At 47.8% G+C, this 16,959-nt stretch carries 22 protein-coding genes; all 22 read right to left on the bottom strand.

The annotated features are described in order from the left end of the window. Window positions 1-152: 152 nt before the first annotated feature. Window positions 153-1,871 carry a hypothetical protein gene (locus BMZ28_RS05700; RefSeq protein ID WP_074821456.1) on the bottom strand — a complete coding sequence of 573 codons (1,719 nt, stop codon included), beginning with the start codon at window positions 1,869-1,871 and terminating at the stop codon, window positions 153-155. Then, window positions 1,871-2,413: a baseplate complex protein gene (locus BMZ28_RS05695; RefSeq protein ID WP_074821453.1), complete on the bottom strand. Its 543-nt coding sequence runs from the start codon at window positions 2,411-2,413 to the stop codon at window positions 1,871-1,873. The genes BMZ28_RS05700 and BMZ28_RS05695 overlap by 1 nt, the downstream gene beginning before the upstream one ends. Continuing rightward, window positions 2,395-3,108: a hypothetical protein gene (locus BMZ28_RS05690; protein ID WP_074821449.1), complete on the bottom strand. Its 714-nt coding sequence runs from the start codon at window positions 3,106-3,108 to the stop codon at window positions 2,395-2,397. Before BMZ28_RS05690 ends, BMZ28_RS05695 begins: the two co-directional genes overlap by 19 nt. Next, window positions 3,108-3,617, bottom strand: a complete 510-nt coding sequence (locus BMZ28_RS05685; protein ID WP_083399639.1) for a tail fiber assembly protein — start codon at window positions 3,615-3,617, stop codon at window positions 3,108-3,110. Before BMZ28_RS05685 ends, BMZ28_RS05690 begins: the two co-directional genes overlap by 1 nt. A gap of 2 nt (window positions 3,618-3,619) precedes the next feature. Further along, window positions 3,620-5,338 (bottom strand): phage tail-collar fiber domain-containing protein, encoded by a 1,719-nt coding sequence (locus tag BMZ28_RS05680; protein WP_074821446.1) that lies wholly within the window; start codon window positions 5,336-5,338, stop codon window positions 3,620-3,622. Then, entirely contained in the window at window positions 5,339-5,968 is a 630-nt protein-coding gene (locus BMZ28_RS05675; protein ID WP_074821445.1) for a phage tail protein, read from the bottom strand. Next, a complete protein-coding gene (locus BMZ28_RS05670) occupies window positions 5,961-7,136 on the bottom strand; it encodes a baseplate J/gp47 family protein (RefSeq protein ID WP_074821442.1) in 1,176 nt (391 codons plus the stop codon). Before BMZ28_RS05670 ends, BMZ28_RS05675 begins: the two co-directional genes overlap by 8 nt. After that, window positions 7,120-7,458 carry a DUF2590 family protein gene (locus BMZ28_RS05665; RefSeq protein WP_136655847.1) on the bottom strand — a complete coding sequence of 113 codons (339 nt, stop codon included), beginning with the start codon at window positions 7,456-7,458 and terminating at the stop codon, window positions 7,120-7,122. Before BMZ28_RS05665 ends, BMZ28_RS05670 begins: the two co-directional genes overlap by 17 nt. Further along, entirely contained in the window at window positions 7,448-9,415 is a 1,968-nt protein-coding gene (locus BMZ28_RS05660; RefSeq protein WP_074821436.1) for a phage tail tape measure protein, read from the bottom strand. The genes BMZ28_RS05665 and BMZ28_RS05660 overlap by 11 nt, the downstream gene beginning before the upstream one ends. Continuing rightward, window positions 9,415-9,552, bottom strand: a complete 138-nt coding sequence (locus tag BMZ28_RS17720; RefSeq protein ID WP_428480383.1) for a DUF6890 family protein — start codon at window positions 9,550-9,552, stop codon at window positions 9,415-9,417. The genes BMZ28_RS05660 and BMZ28_RS17720 overlap by 1 nt, the downstream gene beginning before the upstream one ends. A gap of 50 nt (window positions 9,553-9,602) precedes the next feature. Then, window positions 9,603-9,863 carry a putative phage tail assembly chaperone gene (locus BMZ28_RS05655; protein ID WP_074821433.1) on the bottom strand — a complete coding sequence of 87 codons (261 nt, stop codon included), beginning with the start codon at window positions 9,861-9,863 and terminating at the stop codon, window positions 9,603-9,605. Window positions 9,864-10,009: 146 nt separating this feature from the next. Beyond that, the gene (locus BMZ28_RS05645; protein ID WP_074821427.1) at window positions 10,010-10,339 is read right to left on the bottom strand and encodes a hypothetical protein; all 330 of its coding nucleotides are present in this window, start codon (window positions 10,337-10,339) and stop codon (window positions 10,010-10,012) included. Beyond that, a complete protein-coding gene (locus BMZ28_RS05640; RefSeq protein ID WP_074821425.1) occupies window positions 10,339-10,677 on the bottom strand; it encodes a M15 family metallopeptidase in 339 nt (112 codons plus the stop codon). The genes BMZ28_RS05645 and BMZ28_RS05640 overlap by 1 nt, the downstream gene beginning before the upstream one ends. Continuing rightward, entirely contained in the window at window positions 10,664-10,945 is a 282-nt protein-coding gene (locus tag BMZ28_RS05635; protein WP_074821422.1) for a phage holin family protein, read from the bottom strand. The genes BMZ28_RS05640 and BMZ28_RS05635 overlap by 14 nt, the downstream gene beginning before the upstream one ends. 8 nt (window positions 10,946-10,953) lie before the next feature. Then, complete coding sequence (locus tag BMZ28_RS05630) at window positions 10,954-11,406, bottom strand: phage protein (RefSeq protein ID WP_074821418.1); 453 nt, start codon at window positions 11,404-11,406, stop codon at window positions 10,954-10,956. Continuing rightward, window positions 11,406-12,539, bottom strand: coding sequence for a DUF2586 domain-containing protein (locus BMZ28_RS05625; RefSeq protein ID WP_074821414.1), 1,134 nt, complete (start codon window positions 12,537-12,539; stop codon window positions 11,406-11,408). The genes BMZ28_RS05630 and BMZ28_RS05625 overlap by 1 nt, the downstream gene beginning before the upstream one ends. A 13-nt stretch (window positions 12,540-12,552) precedes the next feature. Beyond that, window positions 12,553-13,215 carry a hypothetical protein gene (locus BMZ28_RS05620; protein WP_074821409.1) on the bottom strand — a complete coding sequence of 221 codons (663 nt, stop codon included), beginning with the start codon at window positions 13,213-13,215 and terminating at the stop codon, window positions 12,553-12,555. Next, window positions 13,202-13,690 (bottom strand): phage tail protein, encoded by a 489-nt coding sequence (locus BMZ28_RS05615; RefSeq protein ID WP_074821406.1) that lies wholly within the window; start codon window positions 13,688-13,690, stop codon window positions 13,202-13,204. The genes BMZ28_RS05620 and BMZ28_RS05615 overlap by 14 nt, the downstream gene beginning before the upstream one ends. Further along, entirely contained in the window at window positions 13,687-14,139 is a 453-nt protein-coding gene (locus tag BMZ28_RS05610) for a head completion/stabilization protein (protein WP_074821403.1), read from the bottom strand. The genes BMZ28_RS05615 and BMZ28_RS05610 overlap by 4 nt, the downstream gene beginning before the upstream one ends. Window positions 14,140-14,242: 103 nt before the next feature. Continuing rightward, window positions 14,243-14,947 carry a phage terminase small subunit gene (gene gpM, locus BMZ28_RS05605; protein ID WP_074821399.1) on the bottom strand — a complete coding sequence of 235 codons (705 nt, stop codon included), beginning with the start codon at window positions 14,945-14,947 and terminating at the stop codon, window positions 14,243-14,245. Window positions 14,948-14,949: 2 nt separating this feature from the next. Next, a complete protein-coding gene (locus tag BMZ28_RS05600; protein ID WP_074821396.1) occupies window positions 14,950-15,984 on the bottom strand; it encodes a phage major capsid protein, P2 family in 1,035 nt (344 codons plus the stop codon). A gap of 32 nt (window positions 15,985-16,016) precedes the next feature. Continuing rightward, window positions 16,017-16,916, bottom strand: coding sequence for a GPO family capsid scaffolding protein (locus BMZ28_RS05595; protein ID WP_345889630.1), 900 nt, complete (start codon window positions 16,914-16,916; stop codon window positions 16,017-16,019). Window positions 16,917-16,959 lie beyond the last annotated feature (43 nt).

Below are 16,959 nucleotides of genomic sequence, written 5' to 3'. Positions count from 1 at the left end.
TTTGACGTAAAAAAGCCCACATGTATGCGGGCTGATTTGCTGAAGTATAGATATGTTTAACTATCTTGGGTGGTTCCGGAAAGCATAGACGTTTATGTCTATATCTCCAGGTCTATTTAGGGGCGGCGGGTGGCCAACGTAGACAATAACAACTATACGCCTTGAGCGATTAACGGCAGGTACTTGCCTTTAGTGGTTTCCGCCTTGGTGCCGGTGCTGCTAATTGCTCCGCTGTTAATTGGGGCGCCGGTGTTGCTGTGAGTATGATCAGCCGTTTGCTGGGCCAGTTCTTGAATAAGATCCAAGATATCAAGTATTGATTGCATCACATTGATGCCTGCGCTCCTGGCTGCGCCACCAGAGCCAATCCATACGCTTGAACCGATAATCACCTGACCACCTCCGGCCACGCTCTTTCGTACTGCCTGGATCTTCTCTTCAATCGATTGGGCGCTAACTGTAATGGGCTTGCCGGTGATCTTAATGGAATCGGCGGCGGTAATATCAATCTGTCGCGCTGACGCAACCAGTCGCGCCGACGTTCCGATCGTATAATCTCCCTCAACAATATGTTGTACGGCTCCGGCCAATAGTTTCACCGTCCCCACCACTATGGTGGTATCCGTGGCTTTTATCGTAGTTTTTCGAGTTGTAATAGTGCGCGTTTCTTCATCGGCAACTACCACCCTACTACGACTCTTTTCCTCGATTGCCTGGTCGGTGTTACGCTGCCAATCGCCTGCTACGGTAACGCGTTGTGATACCTCGGCTCGCTGCTGCTGCAATTGCTCGCCGGGCTTAATCGCAGGCAGGCTATTGCCCTCCGGCAGAGTTTGGCGAACAAAAGGTTTATCAGGGCGCCCCTCAGTGAAAGCGACCTCCACTAACGTACCTTCTGGCGGGAATTGATACATACCCCCTTCCGATCCGGCCATTGGCACCGGTAACGGTACGCCGTTATATTCCGGCGTATTGGCGGCAGGCTTGCCGTTTTCGTCCAACAATTGCAGATTGACCGCGTAGCCTGGGCGAAACGGATCGGCCTGCTGGCCAAGGGTCGGGCTTTCACTCGGCGCCATTACCCTGGCGAATTTGGGCAGGTGTAGGCCAGCGGATAATTCCGGGTAAGCGGCATCAATCTGTCGCTGTGATGCAGGTTTTTGCAGTGCCTTACCCGTGGATTTGTCGAGCGGCGTCCAAGTTAGCGTCAATTCATCCCCATTGAGATCCACGCGGGTGATACGCTGGCCATTCATCACTACGCCGGGGCGTATCGTTTGAATAACGGGTAATGTAACTGAATTACCGCACGCCGTGCCTTTATTGAACTCTGGCGGGATTTCGATCGGCTTTTTGGCAAATAAACTATCATGCCAGGCGCCGAGATATAGCCCCCCATCCGGCAATGGTTGCCAAATATAATCATCAACGCCAAAAGCGCGGCCTAGGTTTGATAATAGTTGATACCCGGTGCCAGAATGCGTGAAATTTGGAATCGGTTTATTGACATACTCAGCAGCCGGTAGTTTCACCTTAATTTTACTTTCGCTTTCCAGCCACTCTGCCATTTTTTTAAGCGTTGGGTGCTTCATCGAGCACGGCCAAGGCTTATCAAAAACCCCGGCGACTTCACGCACAAATAACTTAACCGACCCATTAGCCGCAGGCTGTGAACGCTCCACAAACCCGGTAAACCAACGCAAAACTAACCCGGTATAACCAAGATCCAGGCGCACCATTTTGCCGGTGTAGTCTTTATCAGTTATTGCGGTGATAAAACCGCGACCGCAAGCGTTCAGCTCTAACGCGATATTAATATCGGCGATCTCTACATCATCACCAGACAACATAAGTTGTTTAATTACTCTCATTATTCACCACCCAGCGCATCGTTAGCCGGTTTAAGGACGTTCTCCTCAAACCACGAACGAGTTTCTTCCGGTTCGCTTAAATCCTCCACCGCTATACCCTCGTCGCCCTGGCTCTGTGTTTGGGCTTTCTGTTTACCGGCGCGGGCCTGGCGTTTTTCGCTAACGCTCACATGCTCTTTTAATGTGAAGCCAACTTGCCAGGCCATTTTATCGGCCTGGGCGGTGGTTTCAATTGTGCCGCTAAAAGTGGCCTCACGAAAATTAACCGCCTGGGCCAGTATATTGGCGATGCGGTATTTTTGCAGGCCGCCGCCTGCGTCTTTCGCTTCGCCCAACGCGTAAAGTTTGGTTAAAATTTCTGGCGTCTCAAAATCAACCAGGCCAGTTACTTTTAGCTCTTTAGCTTTAACGCCTTGCTCTGATTTCGTGGTTGATGATGTTTGCCCGCTTTGGTCTTGCTCAGCAAAGGCCATCGATACGTTAATCAACATATTTTTTAATATGATGGGCTCACCGCTCAGCGCTAAGATAATCCCCGACATTCCACCATTTCCTTAAGTGCTGTTAAATCGTCGCTAACAAACATCACCGCCGCGCTGTAGATTGCCGACTGCTGCGGGATCTCTTTTTTCAGTTCTGCCACGGCGGTGTTAATGTCACCGCGGGCACTAAAAGCCCAAACCGGGGCGCGGCCGCCCTGGAGTTGTTCCAATGTGCTGGCCGCTTCGCTGGCCACTTGCTCGCGCAGGCTTTTTAATTCACCCAATGCATTTTTAATGCCATTACTATCTAGCGATCCGGCCGCGTCCTGCTGCGCCTGGGCAATCAGTTGCGATACCATAGCCGATCGACAAGTGCCCACAGATAACGGCACGGGCGCAGGCAATGAACTGGTAATTGTTGGGATCTGCATTTTCGATATTGCCAGCTCTGCTGCGGCCTGAGCTAATCGCTCTACTTGCTTAAATACCGGCAGCGGAAAAACCCTGGTTAATTGTCCCAGGGCTGACATAAAAGCGTCATGATGATTTTCCGCTATCATTAATACTAATATGTCCTGCTCACCACTGGCGCCGCTCAGCTTTTTAAGCAGATAATCTACCGCGTTGGCTGGACTCAGATAGTTCCCGGATTCTTCTTGATGCCCGGCACCAAACGTCCAGGGATGCACTGGCACCGTAGAACACGACACCGGCGCCAATGATTTAGGAAATTTCAACCAAGCCGGGAACCACATCAGGGCACCTCCGGCCAGGTAATATTAGGTGCCGTGCTAGTATCAATGCGCGTTAAAGCGATCCTGTACTTTTTCCAGGCTTTTAATGTTGCCCTTTCCTCATCGGTGGCGATCTCAAATTCCACAGCATCAGATAACGGCTCTATTGCTTCTTTCGCTACGCTCAAACGTTGGGACTTTTCAATGTCCGCAATCTCGATCAGTTCTTCTTTAGACTGCACGCGCTTTACGATCTTGTTTTTTGCGGTCACCATCCACATGCCGTTATTTTCTAAATCTTCTGGCACATTCTCTAATGGTATTTCAACAACGGCGCAGTTGGCAGGAAATAACGTAGACACGTCAGCGTTATAACTGCGAATTATTCTATTTTCGTCAATCATCAGCTTTAATGTATCGTCTTTAAACTGCTTTTGTGCGTCATACCAATCCAGGCCATTACTATCAATTAAATACATTGCGCCCTGAACAGGCGGCCTCTCGGGTTGATACTCTCGGTAAATATTCATAATTATATGGCTCCTATCGTCCACCAACCGCCGTTAATATATTTTTGTAATGGCCTAGCTCGAATGCTGCTAATGTAGCTATTCCCGTTATTGTATAGCCCTGTTACTACGCTTTCCCAAGGCACACCGTACCACTGACCGCCCCCAGGACGCCCGATTTCAACCGCCGATCCCCATCGAATATCGCTAATAAAATTTCTACTGACCCAACTAGCCAGATCGCCGCCCCACACCGGGCCGTAAACCATGCCGTCATTTCTAAAATGGGATTGTCCTCCACCCGTATATAAATGATGATGGGCGTAAAGATTTGAACCAGCATAAACGCTGAGTGGAACATAATAATCGCCGACCGGAGTCCAAGAGAACGCAAGCCCAGCTCCCAGATGATCTATGATATGTAATTTAAAATCTTGCACGCCATTACCGTGATTTAGAACACCAAATGAATAAGTGTTCCAAGAGTGGCCGGGAATGTGAAAATCCTGCTTAATTAATGGGTGATACTCGCTTTCCTTATCTCGCGTTACACTATTATAAAAAGCCGCTTTTGTTTCATGTTGATATGCAAAACCATAGGAGCCATTATAAGTTGCTGTGATTTCCCCTGTATATGTTCCGCCTGTTAACGGTAGCGCTCCAACATCAACCGCACTTAACTCAACGTTCTTAGCATCATCAGCGGGTTTGTTATTCACTGTTAATACTTTGCTATCCGCCAAATCATAGGACTGCTTAACCGCTTTTGACGTTGCCGCCGCGTTAATGCTGGTTGATGTAACTGAATTATTCAGCATCACAAAACCGTATGATGTCGTCGTTGCTTTTGGATGATTTGTTGATTTCTCATGCTCTGCTAAAGCATCGGTAAATGCATCCGTCATTTCTTCCTGGGGCGTCGGCGGGCGTTCATCTTCAATAATTGTATTTTCTTCTGTCGCTAGTTTTGCAACATAGTGATGAAAACCATATTCATCGACATAATCAGCGTATTCATTAGCAACAACGAATTTTGTTAGCGCTAACCATTGTCCTGTAACAGTTCCCTGTAGACTGACGTCAACCCAAACTGACGCATCGGCGGGCGCATCAATCAAGGTATCATCAGTCAATACAACACGAAGCCCGCCGACATAGCCAACGCCAGCGGCAATACGGAATTGTTCCCCCTCACGGGTTACATTAAAACCATTGTCAAAAAAAGCGGCGTGGCCATAGTGATCTAAATTGGCCAGGCGCAATGATTCATCAATGCCAGCCATTCTAGCGCTGTAATCTATCTGCCAGGTTTCCGCGGTGACGGTGATCTGACTGGCGGCGGCTGCGCCGTCATATTCCATCAGAAATGTGCGGGTAATATTGTTTCCCTGGATACCGTTACCCGTTGCGATTTTTTGCTGTGGTAACGTATGCACAATCATGCATAGCGTATTACTTTCAGAATCCAGCAACCCCAGCCAATTAAATTCGAAGTCACCGATCCGAGTATCCAGTACGATAGAATAAGCTACAGCGTTTTCATTAATCAGCCCGTACTGGGTGACAAAATCACGATGCACAATAAATTTATCGTCTGGCAACCCTTCACGCCGGTCAATTTTTTTATCGGGATCTTGGCCGGGCACATTGGCAAAAATAATCGTGTCCGGGCGTACCGGTAATTTATTTAAAACCTGCTGAGCGTTCCAGCTCTCAAACGCTAACGTAATTGCTGTAGCCATTTATTTTTTATCTCCCAAACTGGCGCTATAAGTTACCTGTGTTTTTTTGGTGCTCGGTGCCACCTTTGTTAGTGTTTTAATATGCCCGGTTACCACATTTGATTTAGCATGATAAAAAGCGGTTTCACCGCCAAACATGCCGCCGCACAGACTCATGGTTTTATTATTGATAACTTCAAAAATATAACGCCGACAGGTGCGGCCATATTGCCGAATCAATGACATCATCAGCGTGTTGTTTTCTGCGATTTGGCTATCTGTCACCCGAATAATGATCACGTCCCATTCATATGCTGGCTGGCGCTCAAGTTGTGTTATTTCACCAATCCCCAGGCGCTTAAATATCTCTGCGAAACCGGCCACGCTGCCGGAATCTTTAGCATTGATAAACGCATACTTAACGCGCTTTCTAAATAACGCTATCGGTTCACCAGAAAAACGATTGATATCACGTCCATACGCTATGACGTTTAATAACGATTCGTGACAAGTTTCGGCATCAATTTGCTTTAGTGGCCAGTTCAACCAGTCGCGGGCAATCAGCCAGAACTTACAGGCAGCGTTGGCCAGTTTCAGGGGCTCGCCTCGATTCATCCAAACCGGCAGCTTAATGCGCGGAAAATCAGCCATGATCAACACTCACTGTTAAATTATTTAGACGCGGGATAGCCAGGCCGCTGGTAATATCCCCAATAGAAAACACCACCGAATCAACGCCAAAATGACGATGAATTTCACGGCCAAGCTGTGAAAAGCTATAGCGCGAATAAGGCCAAACTTTAACAACATTAAATTGATTATTCTCACGAAAGGCACAGCGGATCAGGTGAGCCACATTATCAATAAGCCGCGCTTGCTCCTCACCTTCTAATTCATGATCTAGGTAAAGACTCACGCTCAGATCGTGATGCGTTTCCGGCAACGCGAAACAACGTAAATCGTCGCCGTGGCCATGGTGCCCTTGAGCCATAACATAATCATTTATCGCGTCGACAAACGGCTGAGAAATTACCCCGGTATCCAACAATAAATAGACGTCGGCAGTGCCGGGGCCTCGCGGGGCATCGTGGACAAAATAAACTCTTTCACTATTCAGACCCACAATGCTGGATATCATGCCGCGGTATACAGCGTCGGTATGGTAATTACTCACCAAATTATATTGATTGCGTATGCGCGGTCGCAGGTCGCCATCACTTTCTTGCTCGGCACCGGGCTGCGTTAACCAATTTTCCTCATTAGCACAGTAGGAAATGCCCGGCACGGACTGCGGCAAAATTCGATAATATCCCGGTGCTAGGTTATAGCCTGCACCACTACTGACCGCCTCCACCGGAACGGCCAAGGCAGATACCCCGGCAGGAATAATAATATCGTTGGTAACGCGTAATTGATAAATCACTCCGTCGATCCGCTCAGACTGCACGATAGTACCGGCTTTAATGGTAATCGGCTGCTTATCGTCTGTTTTATAAAAGTGGATCACACCACTGGCCGCCAGGGCGGCTTTACGTTCAATATTTACCGCCCAGGCAAACAGATCGAGAAACGGTCCGGTCGCGGTAGCCAAAAAACTGTTTTTCAATACGGTATTAATCAACGCATCTTTAAGCCACAAAAACGGCGTAGTGACAATGGCAGTGATCAAGCGCCAAAACGGCGACATACGCGAGGTGTTAGTAATTAATCCCTCTTGTTTAACCAGGATCTCAAACTGCGCCCTCACCGCCTGATCCGTCGTCGGCATTCCGCTATCCATCAGGATTTTCTCGTAATTTACATCAATATTCTTTTTCATACGCAACCCCCTGGACAATATCGCCAAAATCATAAGTTCGCGCGGTAAGCAACAACCGCCTGGCGCTTTCCTCTGTAATCAACACCGTACCTGGCACAATCCGATCGTCGGTTTCAACTAATAAAATCATTTGTGTGAAGATGTCAGCGCGCAATGTTGTGCTACGCTGTGCCAACAATTTTATCGGTAGACCCGATTCAATCAGCGCGTGTGCTATATCTTGGCCGATGCTGACGCGATTATTACAGCGTTCCGGCTCATTGCCGGAGTTCAGCGAAAAATCACCGGCGACAATCAATAAATCAAAATATTTACCCGGCATTAAGTTCAATCCATTCATTGAGTTGGGCGGGAGTCATTGGCTCTTGTTGAGTAATGTTGACAACACCAACATGACGACTGTTATCCACTTTGTTAGATGAACTATTTTTAATTTCTTTACTGATACCACCCTGGCCAACTCCTTTTAAATTTGTGCCGGTTAATGCAGTTGCAGCCGGTGCCGCGGCAGGTGTCGGCATCAAATCAATATTGATTCCTGGGATCATGTTTAATTTATCGACAATCCAACTGTAGGTATCAGAGAATGATTTTTTTAAGAACGTCCAAAGATTCCCAAACACATTTCCCAGGCTCGCGGCCATATCTGCAACAGAATCAAACGGCGAGATATCCTCAAACCATTTACAAAGTTTCTCCCAAGCCTTGCCGATAATATCAACCACATATAGAAAAATGGTTTTCCATACTTCCCAATATGCGGCAATGATTTTAAATGCGGTGGTATCCATTACCGCGGCTTTTATTTTGTCCCAATGCTTGATAAGTAAATAAATACCGACAGCCAGGAGCGCAATAGCGGCAATAATGAGCAGGATTGGCCAGGTCATAAAAGTAAATGACACCCCAGCCAACATAGCGGCGATACGGATCGCCAACAGCGTGGCGCGTAAAATCCGCATGGCGGCATTCCACGCTAACAGGGCCGCGCGATACGCCAAGATAAACACCCGGCCAATTTTCAGTACGGCACTGAATGCCGACATAATTCCGCGCAAGCCAATCATAATAAATCGGGTAATCCCCATCACGATATTGGCCGCGGCACCGGCTGCGGCAAAGCTCAAAAAGCCAACCGCGATATAACCGATCCAACGGGCGATATTTGGGAACATTTTCATCCATTTTGTGAATTGCTCCCCGGCGTCAGCGACGTTATCAATTAACGGGTATAACACTGGCACCAGGCTTTCACCGATGGCGGCGCGCAAGGCAAACAATATCGAAGTACAGCGGGCAAACGGATCGGCCATTTTATTGGCCATACTGGTGGCATTCTTCATACCCGTATTTTTACCGAGTGAATCCATATGCTTGCGCATTTCGTCCACGTTGCCGTATAGCGCCTTAATCACTTTTGAGCCGCCGCCAAAGGCTTTATCGAGTTCAGCCTGGGCTTTAATATTGCCCTGGATAGATTTCCCGTATTTATTCTGTAACTTTTGAATAATATCCGGCATGGCCAACAGCTTGCCGTTTGAATCCGTCAAGCTTATTCCTAGCGCTTTACCACCTTCAACCGCCTTATTTAAAAACTGCTCATAGGCACCGGCCCCCTCATTGCCCATTGTCCTGGACAATTGCCCCAATACGGCGAATTGTTCGGATAATCCAACGCCCAGGTTAGATCCGGCGCCTTTGGTGCCTTTCATCATGTCTTGGATTTTCTGAATAGATAGGCCGAAATTACTTACCATGTAGGCGGATTGGTCGGTTAAGTTTTCCATAAACTTTACCCGGCCCATTTTATTAGCTACGCCTCTAAACTGGTTATACATCGCGCCGTAATAGGTGCCGACCGCTTGCGCACTTTCTCCCGTACCCGCCGCCAACAAGTTAGCGGCCTTGGTCATGCGCGGCAGCTCTCTATCTGTCAAGCCATTAATTGAGGACTTGATCAAGTGCGACGATTCAACAAACGCCAGCGCCGATGTCCCGTAGCGAGAACTGAACAATAATGCATCTTTAGAGAGTTTTTTTAGTGCCTCTTCCCCTACGCCCCGCGCCGAGGCTTTTTGTAAGGTATTAAACATTTGAACGGCAGGATCGAGCGCGGCCTGAATTGCTTTTTTTACTCCCCACAATGCCAGAAAGCCCTTGGCCATTGGTTCAAAGGCTTTTTCTGACTGCTTGGCAAATCCCCGCAAACCCGCACCCACGCCCCGCAATGGGCGCGTTACGCGGTCGATCAAGGATAAAGTAAAAGATAAAGTGCTCATTATTTTCCGTTAAATGCCAGGGTAATGCCGTTAGCAATTGAAAACCGCATATTCTCGGCAAAATGATTATCAAGCCAGGCCGCGCGGGCTAAATTCTCGGCGTCGTCAGTTTCATTAGGCAAATAATAACGACGCAATGTTAAATATTGCTCTAACCCGTTTTCGCTAATTTTTCGGGTTAGGGTTTCTATTTTTTTACGGTGATTTCTAATTCCGGTGCGAATTCGTCATTAATTGCGGCGGCAATTTGCAAAGCGGCACCCGGGGAATTAACGAGAATATCGTTTAAAGCGTCTTTATAATTTTTATCGACGATGCGGCGAATATAATTGGTTGACGGCGCCATTTTATTATTCATCTGCATTTCATTGATAAATTTATTATAAGTTTCGACTTCCGGGTTAAATACCAATTCAACAGACCCGATTTCTAGAGTAACTTTAGCCATAATATTCAATTCCTTATTTTCTGATTTCTTTAATTAATGCGTTATGCCTAACGGCACAATCTAAATATAAGTATTTATACGCCGTCACCAGGGCATCAAAAGCGGCGCCAGTGGTACCGGTTAAACGGGGTAATACTTCCGGGCACTCAGTTAATAGATTTTCCTGATAATATGCTTTCGTCTCGCTCGGTGGCGTCGTTGAACAACCGCATATAATCATCAGTAGCGCACACGTTATTAAAAACCGGTTTAACCACTTCGGTGCGAATAACTTTTTCGGTGTGCCGTTCATTAGCTCTTAAATCCTGTAGTTTGTTTTCCACAACTTGCGCCGTAGCGGCAATAGATGTTTGTATCTCCACTGCAGCTTTACGGGCCGCGCGCTCAATTAACAATTGTTGGCTGTCCTGGTATTGCAGGCTAAACCACCAACCGGCAGCAAAGGCCACTACCACAGCCCCCAAAAGCCAACGCATTAGCGCACCCCGTTATGCTCAAGGCTAAAATGATTGCCATCTGGTCGAGAAAAGCGCCCGCCCCAACTGCCGCCGATACTTTCCCAATATTCGCCGAGCGGCAAATAGGCTGCGCTATCAGTCTGGTACTCACCATTAATAAATAGATTTAAATCAACGGCGAGGCGCTGAGTGTGCAAACTTTTAGCAATACCTCGGCCATTCTTGGCATTCAGCGCTGCCTGTTCCGGGGTGCGGTAGGCTTCGCCAAAGGTCACGCGGTAACCGTGATCGACAGACCACAAAATAAGTTGTGCGATCAATTGGGCAAATAATTGTTGTTTTTCACTCAGTTTCACTTTTACTTTTACCTCGCTTTAATAACCATTCGATCCCGGTTTGACCAGATATCCCCAGCGTACAAGCCAGGCCGATTAACGCTAACTCGCTTAAATTCTCAAACTGAATCAACACCGTACCCGAGCTAACAGCAAGGGCAACGCCGAGCAATATCCGGCCAAGCAACAGCCGAAACGTAATTTTTTCATCACCAACCAACAACTTGGCCAGGCCGATCAGGGCGCCGAAAATACCAAGCCGGATCAGGGTTTTTTCTATTTCGTCCATGACTACGACTACTCCAACAGATTGCGCGTATCGCGCGCCGACAGGTACGGCACACCGTTGATATGGACAAAATCCGGCGATGTCGAAAAATACTTCACTTTATGCTTACTTTTATCAGCACTATTCGGATCAATGCTGAGCAAGCCGGATACCACTAATTTGCAACCGAATACCGTTACTTTCATTTCAGCCTCGCCGGTATTGGCATAAAATGTAATATCCTCTACCGGGAAATCACTCCAAGACCCGGCGCGGGCGGCGACCTCAGATAATAAGTTGAAATTCTGGCTATCTAGTTCTAACTCTCCTTCCGCCGATTTATCGCCTTTGGTGTGGCCATCCGGGATACCGTTAGTTTTAGCCACCGCGGTGTTATCGGTAATGTCTAACGAAATGTTCTCCACATTAATCATTACATCGCCATAGTTGATATCAAAAGACGAGCCGCTTAAACGCTCCATTATTTATCCTCCAGTTTAAGATCCAGCATAATGGACGCAGTGATCCCCTTCGGACATTCCTCTGTTCGGCCGACCGCGTAAATCTCAACGTTGGTTTTAGTTTTCCAAACGATCTGGATATCGCCATCCTTTGGCGGCTTAAGCTCGCCGGGGAACTGAACGCCGTTAATCAATACTGATTTGGACATTTCACGCATCACCGCCGCAAAATAAATTTTGTTGCGCTCAATGCTGCCGGGCGTGCTGTTTAAAGCACGGTTACCAATGCGGCGGATCGCTTTTACCCGAATACGGCGAGACATTTTGTCAATGACTCGAAGATTTTCGATGGCCTGAAAATCCCCGGCCTCGGCGTCCAAGGTGCGACCGTCAGACCAATAGACGCCATCAAAATTGGTATACCATGCAGGCACGCTATAACGAACCCTCTCCAGGGCAATTAGTGTCTCCAGACCCAGCTCTGCGCCGTCAGCATCAACCGGCTTATCAGCGCTGCCCAGATCCAACATGGGGCCTGTTTCCACACGCATGGGACTGTCAGCGATAGTTACTGAACGATTACACAGCCGACCAGCCAATGCGCCCACTTCATTACCAAATAAGCGCGGAACCAGCATTACACCGGCCGCCGCAACGCCTTTTTGCAGGGTGTCCAAACGCTTATAAACTGCGGCCCAGTTTTCCCCAGCATTGGCGCCGTCAACCGGCAACATAAACCATTGCCATGTACCGAATTTAGATACCACAACACTCCGCAGGCTATTAAATTGCTCAATCTCTGCTTTGGTGCTTACCGGGATCGTTGATACCACGCCCTCCACCTGGATTTTCGACTGGATCGCTTTAATTGCTTCAATAGCGGCAGGAATACCCGATTCTTTCGGCAGTATGTACACATAAGCAAACCAGTTTTGCCCAGCGTTCACCACAGCAGATAAGAGATCGCTTTTCAGTGCCCCCTCACCCGTTAAGCTGTCAAAATCGGTTTGCGTATTAACCGGGATCACATTGCCGATATTGGAGTCTGGCGTACCATCTGTCGCAACACCGATAAATAATAGTGTTCTCTCGACTTCCTTATTTTCACCCTGACCGAGATTGACCTGGTTTATTGTTACTTCGGGGAAAGCCATTGTTTTTACCTCATTAGCCGTAATTCATGCCCTGTAATTGGCGGGCAATCATTTGCATTAATTCATCATCGTTAACGCCCATAAATACGCGGGCGGGTAATTCTATGTTCCAGGTCTTTTTAATCGGTTTGTTTTTCAATATACGAATTAATAAACCGGCTTGAGCCTGACTAATATTGTTGGTGATATAACTTGAGGGCGCTTTTTTATATTTTCCGTTAATACGAATTTGATAATTTAATGCCCTTAATTTCTTAGCTTGTCTTTTTGTCGCTTTATCCGCTGCCGGTTTATTTTTAATTTGACCGGCTTTTATCGTGGCTTTCATGCCGTTGTGATGGGCATAACCCACCACACCCGCCGCCACGCCCTTCCCGCCGTTATGGTAATTACCGCCGCTTAGATACAATCTAATGGATTCTGTCGCCGGTAATTCCTTAATTTTTATTAGCTTGGGCAGATTCTTTAGCATCGGTTTTTTACCGCGGCGCCGGGCTTTCCAGGCTGTGCCGTCCGGGTTCTTTTGCTGTTTCTGGTGCCGTTTTGCAGCGACAATCAAGCCATATTTAGCAATCCGCCATAACAAGCGCTGGCGCTTTTTCTGTGGCAGTTCATGCCGCTTTATTTCATCCTGGAGCGTCCGCAGTTGGGCGCGGCTCAGTTCACCGCGAATCATTCACGGATTCCCGCAGGGCGGCCCCTTTTACCAGGCTAATCTCTTCCGCCGTCCAGATAATTGGGCTACATATCGCGTACTTTTCACCCTTGATCGGGATCTGGCCTTTTTCATCCGGCTTTACATTGATTTCATCCACTAAACCAACCTGAATAGTTAAATCAGCGGTTTTATCGTCACTTACTTCTAAATCAATGGTCGGCTCTTCCGGCTGAAATTGTTCATCAAGGCTATTAGCTGACAACCAAACCAATATCAGGGCAAAAATGATTTGCGGATCAAACTCGCGGTAAGGAAATCTGCCCCAAGATAGCGTCCCGTTATAAACCAGCACCCCCAATCGCCGTTGATTCAGGCCCACCGCCTTTTGTGCCCGTTTTAAAACCGGTTCATCCATCCAGCTATCAAATTCATTCATATAGCGCTTAGGGACGTTCTGTTTAATAAATCCTACTAAACTATCCAACTGGCTCATAACAGCGACACCCCAACCCGTTTTAATCCCTTAATATTGCGTACGGTATAGGCAGCCTCCGCCAATAGATCGGCTTTGGTTTTCGGATTATCCTGGCCGGTGTGGCCCTCACTGCGGCCTAAACTGGCGTACTCGCCAATTAAATCCGCTTTGGCGCGGGCGAATACAGCTTTTTGGTATTGAGTAATTAACTCGTTTTTACCATCAACAGACACGCCCGGCACCGTAGCGGCGGTGTTATACCCCTGCGCCCGTCTTTGGGCGGCTATGTCTTGCAACTGGCGATTGATTTCTACAACCGAATCAACTAATGCGGCGGCTATCTGACTGTGGTTAATATCACCGGGAATTGTGCGAAACACTTCAAAATCAGCAACATCAATATCAGGCCAAAATCCATCATTGGTTATTATTGATTCGCTGTACTCCCTGTCGTTTGCCTTGAACATCAATACACCTCAAATAAAAAAGCGGGCTGACCAGTTTCCACGGCCAATGTTGTTATCAATAACGCATTGCCTCGACTGCGCCCGCTTGGCTTGCGGTAGTCGTTTAATTTGTTTCAGCTAGCGACCGGATACGGGCGGCGATCCGTTCTCGCATCGTCATAACCCCAACCTTGGGATTAAATGCATGAGCCTCAGCTAATAAGGCGTCGGCTTTCTCCAGCGTTTCAATGTCATTAACTGCGCTGGCGCGGGCTTTTCCGTCTTTATCTCTTAACAGCAACATTCCGGCGAACTTAAACCATTTCGCACTGACTTTTTCATGTAGCCGCCAGTTATCCCGCACCTGTTCAAACGTGCGGGAAAAATACGGCTCAACGCTATGGCCAAGGCTAAATTCATTCTCAGCCCAGGCTAGAACGGTATCGGCCGTAAAACTGGCCAGCGTGCCCTTAAAATTAGCCGGGGCCGGTTGATGCTGATCTATGGCGATATCGACCCAATCTAGTGCCCTGTCAAAATCCCCCACATCGAACAACCACACAATGCACCATACGAACGTGGGATTTATATGTACGGCCGCCGATTCCAGGTACTGCTCGACCGTTGGCAACCAACGCGGCAGTAATTCATCCCTTTTCATCTTGCGGCGTTCCGCTCGATTCGGTTGGCGGCGGCACCGGGCAACGTCACGATCCAGGGCATTTAGCTGCAAGTGCATACTGTCGGGACTGCTTAACGCTTTACCCTGGCTTAGTGCTTTTTCTGCTTCAATGCGTGCCTTGTGACGCTGGCCCGGCGACATATACATATTTATTCACTCATAAACGGGGCCAGTGTAGGCTCGGATTTAATCGTTACTGCGCTTTCATCAAAGGCCGCGTAAAGCTCTGGATATTCCAGGGCGTAGCCTTCCATGCGCCAATACTTACTTTCATAGGCTTTGCGGTCGTCAACATGCTCAGCTTTACGCTGACGAGTGCCGCGCTGGGTGTACATATGCAAATTACTAAGCATCGTGACAACCATCCGTTTTCCAGGGAAAAACGGCGGCACATAAGCCGGGCGGGCGGCGATCGAATTACCAAGCAACTGCGCGGCGATTTTTTCAGTCGGCCGATCGGCAGCTTGATAAAGTCGATGCTGTTCAGCCGCTACCAAATCAGCACCAACCATTACTGATAAGCGCGGATCTTCGCGAAACTCAGCCGGGACTAAAGTGTTAATTAAATCTGAGGCCATAGCATCAAGCGATATATAGTCCCCACCTTCCCCCAACGTTACCGCGTCAGTAATGATCTGCTTACCACCTTCATAATCGCGGGCAATTTGGTGCCATCCCCGGTTAACGTCCTCGCCATTCGGGTATTTACTCGGATCGGTATCCTCTGCCGCGTGTGTACCGTTAAAACCGATACGCAACTGATCCAAGGCGAAGCATTCATTCGCAAAATCATTCACTTTTTGGAAAAATTCGTTTTCACTGCCAGCATTCGCCCAGGCGCACAACAGTGCCCAGGTTAACTGTGCGCAAGAGTCCGTTTCCGCAAGCGTGTAAGTGTTACCATCCACACCAACCTGCTTAACAAATCGGCCGCCTTTCTTGCGCCCGGTATGTAGACCGGCTGCGCCTACCGCTACCACCTGGCCAGACAGTTGATCCACATCCTGGACGGTGATCAGTTTTAAAAACGCCTGGCTTTCCAGTAGCGCATTACGTAGCTTGGTTTCCTGCGGTGGCGTTACCGAAAAATAGCTAGTCAGGGCACCCGGCTCAATGCCGTAACCTTGCGCCAGGGCCGAGGCATATTGATTAATAAGTTCGCGCGCGCGCGTTGTTAGTTGCATTGCTTAAATTCCTATCTTTTTTCGGCCGCGGATTAAACCAGGCTAAAATTAGTGCCTTTATCTTCACCGGCGTTAGTTAGTAACGCGGCGGGTAATTTAGTGATTGCGTCGTCCAGTTTTGAGAACTTACCGGCCACCTCTTTAAAACCCGCTTTTAGGGCTTTAAATTCGGCACTCTCGACAACTTCTATGACTTCCTCTACCGCCGTCTCCATTTCGGAAACGGTTTCCTCTACCTCGGTTACGGCTTCCGCAGTGGCTTCGGATTTGGTTTCAATAGCGGTTAATCGCACATCAAGCGCGCTAAGCGCCTCAGCCAGTGCAGTGACTTTTTCCTCTAGGGTTTTGTCGCCCCCATCTACTTCCACCTCTGCGGGCGTATCTTCGATGCTAAAAAGGCGGCGCATTTTTGACATTGCTCCCTTTTTATCTTTATTTTTTGCTGCCACTTTCGTGCCCTCTTCTTTTATTTCACTAAAAACTAATGGCTCCAGTGCGCCATATAAACGCCCGGTCTTTTTGCTATTAAAACGTAATCTTTCTGTGCCAACGCTGGCCGGGGAATTAGTCACACCTAAACCCTCTAAATAAGGTTTTCCGGTATTTCTAAAATTTAATGTTTCGGATGGTTCAATAGAGCAGAATAATAATTGCCCGTCTCTATTCGCTTGGATTAAATAAGTTGACGGGCACATTTTTGCAAATAACCGTTGCAATCCGTCCACCTTCTCAGAATGTAATTCTAATATCTCTCCATAATTACCCAACCAGCGTTCGTGTTCAGGCCAAATCAATGCGGTATATACGGCTGGGTCGTAACTATCAGCCATATCAATTAACCACTGGCCCTCTATTCTGCGGCCGTCGATGGTTTCGCCTTCGGTCGCAATACGAATCCAATTAGTTGTTAATTGTGAGCCTGACATTGGCATAAAAATTAAATCTCTTATTAAGGAATATAAAATAGATAACTGA

The sequence above is a fragment of the Pragia fontium DSM 5563 = ATCC 49100 genome, from assembly GCF_900112475.1.
Lineage (GTDB): Bacteria > Pseudomonadota > Gammaproteobacteria > Enterobacterales > Enterobacteriaceae > Pragia > Pragia fontium.
The sequence above is the reverse complement of the archived record's forward strand: the minus strand, read 5'-3'. Positions and strand labels throughout refer to the sequence as shown.